A 12325-nucleotide genomic window follows, 5' to 3' on the forward strand; every position below is an offset into this window, starting at 1 on the left:
TCGAGTCGCCGGTTTTTTTATGTATGCTCAGTCCAAAACCGACAGGAAACTGGAAATGGCAGAAGAACTCGAGATCAAGTTGACGGTTGCAGAAGCCGACCAGCAAAAGGTTCAGGCTTGGCTGTCCAATGACGAGGCCGCTGACTATATAGGTGAAAAATCACTCATCAACCGCTATTTCGATACGCCAGCGGCCGATCTGAATCGTCAGAAAGCCGCCCTGAGAGTCCGTCAGGCCGGCGACAAGTTCATCCAGACCCTCAAGACCCGGGGTGAATTCGTCAACGGTGCCCACCGCCGGCAGGAGTGGGAGTGGCCGCTGCCGGGACCGGACCTGAGCCTCGGGCTGCTGGCGGACACGCCTTTGGCTGATCGGGTCAACCTGGCTGAACTCGAGGTCGTGTTTGAAACCAATTTCCAGCGCTGTATCTGGATGGTCCGGCAAAACGGGGCCGAAGTGGAAGTGGTGCTGGACTCGGGAACGGTAGCCAGTGGTGATCAATCGGTGCCCCTGAGCGAAGTGGAGTTCGAGCTCAAGGCTGGCAATTCGGGCGTCCTGATGTCGCTCGCCAGAGGGTTGGCAGAGCAGGTGCCGGTGTTTCTCAACCTGGTCAGCAAGGCCGAGCAGGGGTATTTTTTGGCCGGACTCTACCAGCCTGAGCTTCTGCCGGGCGATCATGAGCTTTCGGTTACAGAATTCCTGCATCAGTTAAGCTTGGGTTGGCTTCTGGGGGCTCCCATAGAGTTCTCGGATTCTGCTTTGTCTCAAGTGCAGCGTGCTGCGGTAGAGGCGAAGGTTGATGGGCTCTGGCAAGAGCTGCGGCAGGAAATGGCTTCCGGTACATCGGTTGCGGAGCTTGTCCGGCGCCTCCCGCGGCTGGGTGAGCTGCAGCTTGCTCTGGCCTCTGTCAGCTGAGCCCCAGCAGGGCAGTAGCAACACTGAAGTAGATGAGCACGCCGCTGACGTCTGCAATGGTGGTAATCAGTGGCATGCTCGCCGTGGCGGGGTCAATCCTGAGTTTGTCCAGCAGGAACGGCAAGAGCATGCCGATCAGGCTTCCAATCATGACCACTGCGATCATGGTGATGGCAACCACCGCAGCAATTTCAGGGCCCGCCCGCAGAAACCCTACCACCATGACGGCCGCGGCCATGGTAACGCCAAGGGCGCTGGCCACCAGGGTTTCCTTGCCCAGAAGGCGGCCCCAGTCCGCAACGGACACATCGCCCGTGGCCATGCCCCGAACCATCAGCGTGGCCGATTGGGCCCCCGCATTGCCCGCACTGGCCACCAGTAGCGGCATGAAGAAGAGCAGGGCGATGTGCTGGGAGATGGTTTCCTCGAAATAGGCAATGCCGGCGCCGGTAAAGATATTGGCGAACACCAGGATCACCAGCCAGTGTACCCTGGAGCGATACAGGGAAAAGGGTGTGGCATTTTTCAGTTTGGTATCCAGCTTGCCGACCGTTGCGCCCTTGTGGATATCTTCGGTTGCCTCCGCTTCGGCGACGTCCATGGCATCGTCGTAGGTAACAATGCCCACCAGGCGTTCGTCCTGATCAAGGATGGGCAGGGCCAGCAGATCGTACCTGGCAATCAGCCTGGCGACCTGTTCCTGTGGGGTGTCTGTTCTGGCGGTCACCAGGCCCGTGGCGATCAGGTTGTCTACCGGTGTGCCGGGCATGGCGGTAATCAGGTTTCGCAGGGAAACCGCTCCCACCAGCTTCTGATCGCCGTCGATGACGTAGGCGTGGTAGATGGTCTCCTTGTCCGGAGCGGTATTCCTGAGCAGGTTGATGGCTTCGCTGGCAGACATGCCGGTGTGGATGACGGCATATTCGGAGCTCATCAGGGCACCGGCGGTGCCCTCTTCAAAACTTGCCAGCCGCCGCAGGTCTTCCCGTTCCTTGCTGGCCAGTGACTGGAACAGGGTATGCTGGCGGTCCTCGGTCAGAATATTGAAGAAATCGGCCCGTTCGTCCGAAGACATGGCCGTGACCAGCTCCGCCAGATCCGGGGTAGGGAGCTGATCCGCAATCACCGCCTGGATGGTCGGGCCAATGTAACCGAATACCTTGGCGCCCTGCTCTCTGGGCAGGGCGCTGAGCAGTCGAACCCCTTCATCGTGGCCGGGGTTCTCTTCAGCAAATTCAGCGAGGTCGGCGGCGTTGAAGGTGGCAGCGGCGGCCCGAATCTGAAGTTCATCGCCGCTCGCGATCGCTTCAAACAGCGGTTGATAGAATTCGGGCTCCAAATGAGACATCAGCTGCTGTGCTCTGGGGTATCGGATTTGTCGTTGTTGTGCATGCCCCGCCACTGCTTGAGGAATTCGCGGTAACGGTCTAGCGCTTCTTCTACGATGGAGACGTCCGGTGTATCCGATGAGCGCACGAGGACAATCAGCCCTTTCCCCTCCACTTCTTCATTGGTGGCAGGGTGGCAGATAACTTCGTCATCATTATCGATATACGCCAGTGCGGTGCCAATGTCGTGACGGACCAGGGCGCTGACAATGTCCGCCCAGCTGAGGTCGTCCAGGGTCAGGTCGTAACGGTGCGGGTGATCATGTTCGTAGTTGAACATGTCCTCCAGGACTTTTTCCGAGCCGGGAGCTACTACCGCCCGGACCATGATTTCGGGGTAGGTGCGGACAGGCCGGATGATGGTCCGGATGCCCAGTGCCTTGAACCGCTCACGATTATAGTCGCTGACGCACTCCACCGTAGTCCGGCTTGCCAGGTTAGCCTCCGAAAGCCGGTGGGCGATATCGAATGTCAGGCTGTCGGAATTCGGGTCCGCCTCGTCAGCGGCCAGAACGATAACGTGTCGGGCGCTCCCGGTATGGACCGCTTGCAGTGCCGCCGGATCACTGCCGGCGCCGTGAAAATGCACCACACCGCAATCCGACAGCTCGGTGGGCAGTCCCTGGGGAAACTGCCGCGTCAGAAGCATGATCGGGATGGTTTCATAACCGGGTATGACGCGTATCTGGGAGGCGAAGCGCATGAAATACTGGGCACCGCCACTGTGCGGCGTATTGATAATGACGATGTGATCTTTCATTTTGTAAATCCAGCGTCCGGTGATGATGCGTTCCCGGCGATAGAACCGGTACTCGATAAAATCACTTATGATCAGGGTCAGCAGGGTGATGGCCCCTACAAACATGATCAGTATGGTGCTGATCCGCCCGATGTAGGTTTTTGGCGCGAAATCACCGTAGCCGACGGTGGAAACGGTGGTCATGGTGATCCAGATGGACTCGAAGAAACTCAGGTCTTCGACCGTCCAGATGATCAGGATCTGGGTCGACATCATGGCCGCGAGAATAAGGAACAGGCGTTTCATTCGCTGGACGATCAGACGCCCCATGGGCAAATGGGTCTGTTTAGCGTGTTCCGGGTTCAGAGGGCGACGGTTTCGCTGCATCCGTGAGTGCGGCCTGTTCAGTCATGGGAGAGTTCGGTATACAGTACCGGAAATATAACAGAGAGACAGGGGTTTGCATTATGTCCGCGCCATGGAGTGCCTTGCCGTCAGCAATCGCCGAGGACGTCGCTGAATGCTGGGAATCGGTTTTCCCGGATGGAGTGCCCGCCTGGCTGGTTGAGGATGAGGCGGTCCCGGAGCCTGTGGTTGCCGATGCGGTTGGTCGCAGCCTGTTCCTGCGCCAGACCCTGGAGCGGCATGCGGATCAGGTCAGACAGGCGGTGGACTCACGACCACTCTCCGAGCCGACAACGCCGGAATACCTGGCAACGCGCTGGCAGGAGTACCTTGAGCAGGTCGATGGCGAGCCGGCACTGCATTCGGCTTTGCGCCGGTTCCGGAGGGAAATCCAGTTCCGGATCATCTGGCGTGATCTGCTTCGGTGGGCCGATCTGGCCGAGACCATGGCAGCGGCCAGCGCGTTCGCGGATACCTGTATCGACGGCGCCCTGGGCTGGCTTTATGAAGACTCCTGTGAGCAGTTCGGCACCCCTTATGGCCAGGACCCGGTCACCGGTGAGGAGGCGCCCCAGCCCCTGATTGTAATCGGCATGGGCAAACTCGGTGGCCGGGAGCTCAATGTCTCCTCCGACATCGACCTGATCTTTGCCTTTCCGGGCAAGGGCGAGACCCGTGGCGGCCGGCGCTCGCTGGATAACCAGCAGTTCTTCATTCGCCTGGGCCAGCGCCTGATCCAGGCTCTGGATCACATAACCGCGGACGGCTTTGTCTTCCGGGTGGATATGCGCTTGCGCCCCTATGGCCAGAGCGGTGCCCTGGCTCTGAGCTTTGCCGCGCTGGAAACCTACTACCAGGACCAGGGCCGGGACTGGGAGCGCTACGCCATGGTCAAGGCCCGGGTGGTGGCCGGTGACCAGAAAGCCGGGCAGGTGCTGATGGAAAGCCTGCGCCCCTTCGTCTACCGCAAATACATCGACTTCAGCGCCTTTGAATCCCTACGCAGCATGAAGGCCATGATCAGCCGGGAAGTGCGCCGCAAGGGCCTGGAAAACAACATCAAGCTGGGCAGCGGTGGCATCCGGGAAATTGAATTCGTGGTCCAGGCTTTCCAGCTGATCCGGGGTGGCCGGGACCGGGAACTGCAGCAGCGGGAGCTGCTGACCATCCTGAAAGAGCTGGAAGCCCTTGAGCTTCTGCCCTCCGGAGTCGTCCGCGAATTGCGGGAGGCCTACGTATTCCTCAGGAATCTCGAGCATGCTCTGCAGGGTATCGAGGACAAGCAGACCCAGACCCTGCCGGAGGATGACCTGAACCGTGCCCGCATTGCCCTGATCATGGGATTTGATTCCTGGGACGAGTGCCAGACGGTTCTGGACGAGCACCGCGAACGGGTTGCCACCCATTTTGGCAACATCATTGCCTCCGAAGAGGAGGAAGAGGCCGGGGAGTCGGAGCTGGCCGAGGAATGGCAGGAAATCTGGCTGGCGGAGATGGACGATGAGAGCGCCCGGGACTGGCTCGAGGAGCAGGGTTATGAAAACCCCGAGGAGAGTTGCCATGAGCTGACCGAGCTTCGGGATAGCCGAACCGTTGAGACCCTCCAGACTCAGGGCCGGAAACGCCTCAACCAGTTCATGCCGGTGCTATTGGATGCCCTGACCGAAGTGGAGAAACCCTCGCAGACCCTGTCCCGGGTGTTGCAGTTGGTCAGCGCAATCCTGAGACGGACCGCCTATATGGTTCTGCTGCTGGAAAATCCGGGCGCCCGTACCCAGCTGGTCCGCCTGTGCAGCGAAAGCCCCTGGGTGGCGCAACAGCTGGCGGAGACACCGTTGCTGCTGGATGAACTGCTCAATGCGGAGAGCCTGTACACGCCGCCGGCCAAGGAGGAACTCCAGGACGACCTGCGCCAGCAGATGCTGCGGATTCCGTTTGAGGATCTGGAAGAGCAGATGGAGTCCCTGCGCCATTTCAAGAAGGCGCATATCCTCCGGGTGGCGGCCTCAGAGCTCAAGGGCACTTTGCCGCTGATGAAAGTGAGCGATTACCTGACCTGGATCGCCGAAGTGGTTCTGGATCATGTGGTGGATGTGGCCTTCGCCAACCTGGTGAGCCGCCACGGCTATCCGCGACGGTCAGACGGTTCCGCGTGTGAGACGGATTTCGCCATCATCGGCTACGGCAAGCTGGGCGGAATCGAGCTTGGCTATACCTCAGACCTGGACCTGGTGTTCGTGCACAAGGCCGATCCTGAGTTGTCCACCGATGGTGACAAACCCATCGATAATGCGGTGTTCTTCACCCGGCTTGGTCAGAGAATCGTGCATATCCTCAGTACCCAGACCCCCTCTGGGCAGCTTTACGAGGTGGATATGCGGCTCCGTCCCTCCGGCAATTCCGGGCTCCTGGTGACAACCCTGAGTGCTTTCGAGAAATACCAGCGCAACGACGCCTGGACCTGGGAGCACCAGGCCCTGGCCCGGGCCCGGGGAGTCGCCGGTTGCACCGAGACCCTGGAGACTTTCGAGGCCATCCGCCATGACATTCTCTGCCAACAGCGCGACCACTCAAAACTCCGGGAAGAAGTGGTGGAGATGCGGGAGAAAATGCGGGCGAGCCTGGAAACACCGGAGAGCAGGCGCTCGGAGGTGTTCCATATCAAGCACGACCCCGGTGGCATTGTCGATATCGAATTCATGGTGCAGTACCTGATGCTGGCATGGTGCTCCGAGCATCCGGAACTGACCCAGTGGTCTGACAATATCCGCCAGATGGAAGAGCTGGGGCGGGCTGGAGTGTTGCCGGTGGAGGACACCGAAAAGCTGAGGGAGGCCTTCATAACCCAGCGCTCGACCATCCATCGCCGCGCGCTGCAGAACCTCAACAGCCAGGTGGAAGGGGATGCGTTCCCCGAAGAGCGTGACTACATCCAACGTATGTGGAAAAAAGTGATGCTTGATTAGTAAGCTAAATTTATTTTACCAGAGTTTTCCTGCTAGAATGCCGACTCCCCGAAAAACGCTTTTTTAGGAGCAGAAAACAATGTCGATGGCTGATCGCGATGGCCTTATCTGGCTCGACGGTGAAATGGTTCCCTGGCGGGAAGCCAAAACCCACGTCCTGACTCACACCCTGCATTATGGCCTTGGTTGTTTTGAAGGTGTGCGAGCCTACAGTACCGCGAACGGCCCGGCGATTTTCCGCCTGAAAGAGCATACCGACCGCCTGTTCCGCTCCGCCCACATCCTGAACATGAAAATGCCGTTCACCAAGGATGAGGTTAATGAGGCCCAGCGCGCGGCGGTACGTGAAAACAACCTCGACGAAGCCTACATTCGCCCGATGGTGTTCCTGGGCTCCGAAGGTATGGGTCTGCGCGCCGATAACCTGAAGGTCCACATCATGGTTGCCGCCTGGAGCTGGCCGTCCTACATGTCTCCGGAAGCGAAGGAGATCGGCATCAAGGTCCGTACCTCCTCCTACACCCGTCACCATGTCAATATCACCATGTGTAAGGCCAAGGCGAACGGCAACTACATCAACTCCATGCTGGCGTTGAACGAGGCCATCTCCGGCGGTGCGGAGGAAGCCCTGTTGCTGGACAACGAGGGTTATGTGGCCGAAGGCTCCGGGGAGAACATCTTCATTGTCCGTGATGGCGTGCTGCATACTCCGGAGCTGACCTCTTGCCTCGAGGGTATCACCCGCGCCACCATCATCGACTTCGCTCGGGACATGGGGCTGCAGGTGAAGGAGCGCCGTATTACCCGGGACGAGGTCTATGTGGCCGAGGAAGCGTTCTTCACAGGCACCGCAGCCGAGGTCCTGCCGATTCGCGAACTGGACGGCCGCATCATCGGTGAAGGCAAGCGCGGTCCGGTGACCGAGAAGCTGCAGTCACGTTACTTTGATGCTGTTAAGGGTAAGCTGCCTGAGCACAGTGACTGGCTGACTCTCGTCAGAGGCTGATTTCCCGGAAAAACCGACAGCCGCCGGATCTGTGAATCAGCCGGCGGCTTTCTTGTATATTCAGAAACACTTTCTTTCAGGATGAGCAAATGGCAGATGTAATCAAGGTACCGGTATCCTTTGGTGAGGTACTCGACAAAATCACCATCCTCGAAATCAAGTCCGAGCGAATCAAGGATGAGGCGAAGCTGAAAAATGTGCGCCTCGAGCTCGACGAGCTGACCGAAACCTGGAACGAGGCAGTTAAGGATCAAAGTGCTATCGAAGATCTTCGCAAGCAGCTCAAAGCTGTGAACGAAGAGCTCTGGGTGATTGAGGATGACATCCGGGATCAGGAAGCCGCGCAGGACTTCGGCCCCCGCTTCATCGAGCTGGCCCGCGCCGTCTACGTAACCAACGACAAGCGCGCGGCCATCAAGAAAGAAGTCAACCTGGCGTTGGGTTCCCGTTTCGTGGAAGAGAAGTCCTACCAGGACTACACCGCTCGTAAGTAACGTAAATTCGGGGACAGGGACGTCGGGGTCAGAAGAAAGCCTTCTTCTGACCCCTCCCTTGGGCCAATCCGGTCTCAGGAAGACGGGGTCAGATGAATGCTTTCATCTGACCCCTTGTTTAATCCCCTGTTCACGCTGACCCACCGATCCAGCGTTTCGGCCACATCCTCGACAGTCACCATCTCCATTGCGCCCTCGAATTCCGCCTTGGCTCCCCAACGGGCTTCTTCTACCGTCTTGCCGGTAAACTTTTTCAGGGCTTCCGGATATCGGTTCACACACCACTGCAGGGAATTGTAGGGGCCGGAGCGGTTGGGGTTGCTCGCCGCGAACAGCCCGATTACATCAGTGCCGACGGCGCTCGCGATGTGCGCCGGGCCAGTGTCCGGCGCGATGACCAGATCGGCATGGGTCATCAGCGCCGTCAGTTGTTTGAGGGTATCTTTGCCGCAGATATTGTGGGGATCTTCTTCCATTGCTGACTCTATAGCGGCGCAGTACTCAAGCTCGAAAGGAGCGGGACTTCCCACCAGGATCACATTCAACCCGTGCTGTCGGATCGCGTAATCCGCCAGTTGTGCGTAACGCTCTGCCGGCCAGTTGCGCAATGTATGGCTGGCACACGGACTGATGACCAGGTTCTTCCGATCGTTGGCCAAGTGCTCTTTGGCAAAATTATGGTCCGAACTGCTCAGGGGAATAGTCCAGCGGGGAGGTGCTGCTTCGAGTCCCAAGGGCTCGAGGAAGCTGGCGAGGCAGTCTCGGACATGCTGTTGTGCAGCCGGTGCAATGCGACGGTTGACGAAAAGACTATGAAGATCCTTGCTCCGGGCCTTGTCGTAACCGACCCGGATTTTCGCAGGGATACAGGCGGATGCCAGGTTGGCGCGGAATGCCACCTGCATGTGAAGCAAGGCATCAAACCTGCGCCCCTTCATTTGTCTGCGCAGATCCGCGTAGCCTGCCCGCCCCGCTTTCTTGTCAAAGATGATGAACTCGACTCCTGGCAGGTCGCCGATCAGTTTGGCTTCGATTTTTCCGATCACCCAGGTGATTTTTACGCCCGGTACCTGTTCCTGGAGGCTTAGTACCACCGGAATGACATGAGTGACATCGCCGATCGCAGACAGGCGGAGAATACAGATAGACTTCATCAGTTGACGATCCGTTAAAGGTTCCGGCTGCGGGTTTGTGGAGCTTTGCCGGCAATCATTGGTAAACTGGCCGCCATTCTATCGTACTCGCCGGCGAAGGTCCCGAAGGGCGCCCGGGGCGAGTGTTGTCGTGTCTGTTCTGGTGTCCGGGTGACCATGGCTGAATCCGAAATCTGTTTGCGGGAAGAAGGCTCCGTGCTGTTGGTCCATCCCGACTATGAGGGCCAGGTAACCGTCGACTGGTTCCGTCCGGAGTTCTGGGGGGCAAAGGCGCAGCCGGTAAGCAGTGGAGGTCGCGGTGGAGCCTGGTTTATCAATACCGGTACAGGGCAGGTAGTACTGCGCGAGTACCGCCGTGGTGGTCTTGTCGCACTAATTTCCGAGCAGAGTTATGTGTTCACCCGCGAGCAGGATGTCCGTTCTGTCGCCGAGTTTCGTCTGCTTGATCGCCTGGTTGACATGGGGCTGCCAGTTCCGGGGCCGGTTGCGGCGTGGTACCGGAAGGTCTCGGCGTTCCAGTACCAGGCCGCAATTATCATTGAGCGCCTGACAGATACAACTCCCCTGGCTGACCTGATCCCGACGCTGGATGTCGCTGACTGGGAAGTTCTTGGAGGAACAATTCGCCGTTTTCATGATGCCGGCGTGCACCACGCCGACCTGAATTGTTTCAATGTCCTGGTGAGAGACGGTACCTACTTCCTGATTGATTTTGACAAGGGGCGTATCATGCCGGGTCAGGCGCCAGAAAAGTGGAAGGCCGGTAACCTCGAACGTTTTGCCCGTTCGATCCGGAAGGTCGCGGGTACTTCAGCCCTGGACAGGGTGTGGGATTCATTTATGAACGGATATAACGGGAGCCAAACTTCTTGAGCGATCAGCAACAAAAGCGTGCTCTGCCAGCCATTCTGTGCCTGACGGATGCCTGCGACCGCCCTGAAACCGAGCTGTTCATCGGTTTGAGAAACGCCGGGTTTGATGTGGATGTCATGTGCAATCCCAATGGGCGAAACTATCAGCGACTGGTGGATGAAGGTCTCGTTGCCCAACCCATGGCGTTGAAAAGCCGCTTTGACAAAGAAGGTATCGCTGCAATCCGGGAGCAGTTGGCCGGCAAACAATACGACATAATTCATGCCTTCAACCCCAGATCGCTTGCCTGCGGGCTGCGGGCGTCCAAAGGTAGTGATATCCGGGTCGTGGCCTATCGTGGGGTGATCGGGAATATCAGCTTCCTCAATCCCGAGTCGTGGATAACCTTCCTGCATCCCAGGGTCAGCAAGATCGTGTGCGTGGCAGATGCCATCAAGGAGCATTTGGCGGAGGAGGTCCGTTTTCTCTGGATGCGTATTCCGCCGAAGAAGCTCCTGCGAATCTACAAGGGGCATGATCTGGCGTGGTATCAGGACCCTCCCACGGACCTGAGTCAGTTCGGAGTACCAGAGGGTGCATTCGTGGTTTGCTGCACCGGCCGGGACCGGCCCCGGAAAGGCTTTGATATTCTTGTCAGAGCGATTGATGAGCTGCCTGAGGATGTTGAGGTACACCTCCTTCTGGTGGGTGACGTGATCAACAATGAAGAGCTCAAGTCCCAGGTTGCCGGCACGAAGCATCCCGAACGGATCCATTTCACCGGTTATCGACAGGATGCTCCGGGCGTCGCAGCGGCAAGTGATGTTTTCGTATTGCCTTCGATCGAACGCGAAGGGCTCCCCAGGGCAGTCATAGAAGCCATGGCGTATGGCGTGGCGCCGGTAGTCACCCGTGTAGGGGGAATGCCCGAACTGGTCGAGAACGGTGTGAGTGGGCTGGTTGTGCCGCAAAAAGACGCCTCTGCATTGTCGGAGGCCATTGCCCAGCTTTATCGGGACCGTGATCTTCTGGATCGGATGGGGGCGGCCGCAAAAGAGCGGATCGCGACGCGTTTCCACACCTCGCAAACCGTTCGCGAGACCGGTGAACTTTATAAATCCTTGACCGGCAGAGACTGAATGCGTCGTTTTCTGTTTTTCGTAAATCAGCCCTATTCCTACTCAATTCTCCGACCTCTGCAGGACGAGATCCGGCGTCGTGGCCATGAAGCGGCCTGGTTTGTTGCAGGGTGTACTACGGATCCTCTCAGGCCTGATGAACGACATCTGAAAACCGTGCAGGAGGTGATGGAATACAAGGCGGATGCCACCTTCGTGCCCGGCGACTGGGTGCCGTACTTTTTTCCCGGAATCAAGGTCGAGGTATTCCATGGCATGGCCAGGAACAAGCGGGGACACAGCAGTGAGGACGAGAGCGATCATTACCGGATACGTGGCTGGTTTGACCTTTACTGTACCCACGCCGAAAAGGATACCGCCAAATTCCGGGAGCTGGCAGATAAGTATCGGCACTTTGCGGTAGCCCATACCGGCTGGCCCAAGCTGGACCCGCTGTTGTCCCGGTCGGTTGAAGGCCCGCGGGAGCGGCAACCTGATGACCTCCCGGTTGTCTTTTACGCATCAACATTCAGCCGCTCCGTGACTTCCGCGCCGGATCTGGTTGGAAAAATCGGTGAGCTTGCGCGCAGTGGGCGCTGGAAGTTTATTGTGACCCTGCACCCGAAAATGGATCCGGAAGTTGTGGAGGGCTATCGGCAGCTGGCAGGGGAAAACCTGAGATTTGTTGAAAGTGATGAAGATTTGCTGCCGATATTGCCAGAGGCAGATGTGATGCTTTGTGATACTTCGTCCATCATGTTCGAATTCATGTTCCTCGACCGCCCCGTAGTAACCTTCCGGACCAAAATGCCTGGTCCCTACCTGATAGACGTGGACCGGGTAGACGACGTTGAAGCGGCACTGGAAAAGGCGCTGACGTATCCGGAAGACCTGATGGCGGCGACTTGCTCGCTCTGTGAGGAACTGCACAGCTACCGGGATGGCAGGTCCAGTTCTCGCGTCTTGGATGCGGTCGAGGATTTCCTCGTGCACCAGCAGTCAGGGTTGGAACGAAAGCCAATGAATCTGGTTCGAAAGCTCAAGGTCAGGCGACGGTTGAGGAAGGAATTGAAAAAAATGCGAAGGAGTGAATGAAACTGAACGTTTTCGTCGCCAGCACGCCGTTGCAGCTTATCAGTTGTGCCGAAGCCCGAGCCCGGTATGACTGTGCGCCCCAATCCTGTCTGTTGATTATCGCGAGGCCTGACAACAAGGTCACCGAAAACCAGATGGCCTTCCTGCTGGACAGGTTACGCCTTAACGATATCCCGACAAGCTAGTTGAAGA

General features: G+C 58.1%; 11 protein-coding genes. 8 read left to right on the forward strand and 3 right to left on the reverse strand.

Annotated features, from left to right (window positions below):
- Positions 1–55: 55 nt before the first annotated feature.
- On the forward strand, positions 56–916 hold the full coding sequence (locus ACESMW_RS12890; RefSeq protein ID WP_372987426.1) for a CYTH domain-containing protein: 861 nt from the start codon (positions 56–58) through the stop codon (positions 914–916).
- On the opposite strand, the gene mgtE is transcribed toward ACESMW_RS12890, so the two are convergent.
- A complete protein-coding gene (gene mgtE / locus ACESMW_RS12895; protein WP_372987427.1) occupies positions 909–2264 on the reverse strand; it encodes a magnesium transporter in 1356 nt (451 codons plus the stop codon). The two genes, ACESMW_RS12890 and mgtE, sit on opposite strands and share 8 nt — an antisense overlap.
- On the reverse strand, positions 2264–3430 hold the full coding sequence (locus tag ACESMW_RS12900) for a potassium channel protein (RefSeq protein ID WP_372987428.1): 1167 nt from the start codon (positions 3428–3430) through the stop codon (positions 2264–2266). The genes mgtE and ACESMW_RS12900 overlap by 1 nt, the downstream gene beginning before the upstream one ends.
- A gap of 80 nt (positions 3431–3510) precedes the next feature.
- On the opposite strand from ACESMW_RS12900, the gene glnE reads away from it, so the two are divergent.
- The 3 genes from glnE (at position 3511) to ACESMW_RS12915 (ending at position 7914) form a co-directional block, all read left to right on the forward strand.
- A complete protein-coding gene (gene glnE / locus ACESMW_RS12905) occupies positions 3511–6414 on the forward strand; it encodes a bifunctional [glutamate--ammonia ligase]-adenylyl-L-tyrosine phosphorylase/[glutamate--ammonia-ligase] adenylyltransferase (protein ID WP_372987429.1) in 2904 nt (967 codons plus the stop codon).
- 79 nt (positions 6415–6493) lie between these two features.
- Positions 6494–7420: a branched-chain amino acid transaminase gene (locus ACESMW_RS12910; protein WP_372987430.1), complete on the forward strand. Its 927-nt coding sequence runs from the start codon at positions 6494–6496 to the stop codon at positions 7418–7420.
- Positions 7421–7509: 89 nt separating this feature from the next.
- Positions 7510–7914, forward strand: coding sequence for a DUF6165 family protein (locus tag ACESMW_RS12915; protein ID WP_372987431.1), 405 nt, complete (start codon positions 7510–7512; stop codon positions 7912–7914).
- Positions 7915–7988: 74 nt separating this feature from the next.
- Here the strand turns inward: ACESMW_RS12915 and ACESMW_RS12920 are convergent, their stop codons facing one another.
- Positions 7989–9068, reverse strand: a complete 1080-nt coding sequence (locus tag ACESMW_RS12920) for a glycosyltransferase family 9 protein (protein WP_372987432.1) — start codon at positions 9066–9068, stop codon at positions 7989–7991.
- 156 nt (positions 9069–9224) lie between these two features.
- Between ACESMW_RS12920 and ACESMW_RS12925 the strand changes: the two genes are divergently transcribed.
- Genes ACESMW_RS12925 through ACESMW_RS12940 form a run of 4 tightly spaced genes read left to right on the forward strand, consistent with a single transcriptional unit; the run spans position 9225 to position 12318 of the window.
- Positions 9225–9941: a 3-deoxy-D-manno-octulosonic acid kinase gene (locus ACESMW_RS12925; RefSeq protein WP_372987433.1), complete on the forward strand. Its 717-nt coding sequence runs from the start codon at positions 9225–9227 to the stop codon at positions 9939–9941.
- On the forward strand, positions 9938–11059 hold the full coding sequence (locus tag ACESMW_RS12930) for a glycosyltransferase family 4 protein (protein ID WP_372987434.1): 1122 nt from the start codon (positions 9938–9940) through the stop codon (positions 11057–11059). The genes ACESMW_RS12925 and ACESMW_RS12930 overlap by 4 nt, the downstream gene beginning before the upstream one ends.
- On the forward strand, positions 11060–12133 hold the full coding sequence (locus ACESMW_RS12935) for a CDP-glycerol glycerophosphotransferase family protein (protein ID WP_372987435.1): 1074 nt from the start codon (positions 11060–11062) through the stop codon (positions 12131–12133).
- A complete protein-coding gene (locus ACESMW_RS12940; RefSeq protein WP_372987436.1) occupies positions 12130–12318 on the forward strand; it encodes a hypothetical protein in 189 nt (62 codons plus the stop codon). Before ACESMW_RS12935 ends, ACESMW_RS12940 begins: the two co-directional genes overlap by 4 nt.
- Positions 12319–12325: the final 7 nt, after the last annotated feature.

This window comes from Marinobacter sp. (assembly GCF_041690455.1).
Taxonomy (GTDB): Bacteria; Pseudomonadota; Gammaproteobacteria; order Pseudomonadales; family Oleiphilaceae; genus Marinobacter.

Coding starts and splice junctions, on each gene's coding strand:
- glnE (WP_372987429.1), top strand. CDS start 3,511: ATGTCCGCGCCATGGAGTGCCTTGCCGTCAGCAATCGCCGAGGACGTC.
- ACESMW_RS12910 (WP_372987430.1), top strand. CDS start 6,494: ATGTCGATGGCTGATCGCGATGGCCTTATCTGGCTCGACGGTGAAATG.
- ACESMW_RS12925 (WP_372987433.1), top strand. CDS start 9,225: ATGGCTGAATCCGAAATCTGTTTGCGGGAAGAAGGCTCCGTGCTGTTG.
- mgtE (WP_372987427.1), bottom strand. CDS start 2,264: ATGTCTCATTTGGAGCCCGAATTCTATCAACCGCTGTTTGAAGCGATC.
- ACESMW_RS12890 (WP_372987426.1), top strand. CDS start 56: ATGGCAGAAGAACTCGAGATCAAGTTGACGGTTGCAGAAGCCGACCAG.
- ACESMW_RS12920 (WP_372987432.1), bottom strand. CDS start 9,068: ATGAAGTCTATCTGTATTCTCCGCCTGTCTGCGATCGGCGATGTCACT.
- ACESMW_RS12915 (WP_372987431.1), top strand. CDS start 7,510: ATGGCAGATGTAATCAAGGTACCGGTATCCTTTGGTGAGGTACTCGAC.
- ACESMW_RS12940 (WP_372987436.1), top strand. CDS start 12,130: ATGAAACTGAACGTTTTCGTCGCCAGCACGCCGTTGCAGCTTATCAGT.
- ACESMW_RS12900 (WP_372987428.1), bottom strand. CDS start 3,430: ATGCAGCGAAACCGTCGCCCTCTGAACCCGGAACACGCTAAACAGACC.
- ACESMW_RS12935 (WP_372987435.1), top strand. CDS start 11,060: ATGCGTCGTTTTCTGTTTTTCGTAAATCAGCCCTATTCCTACTCAATT.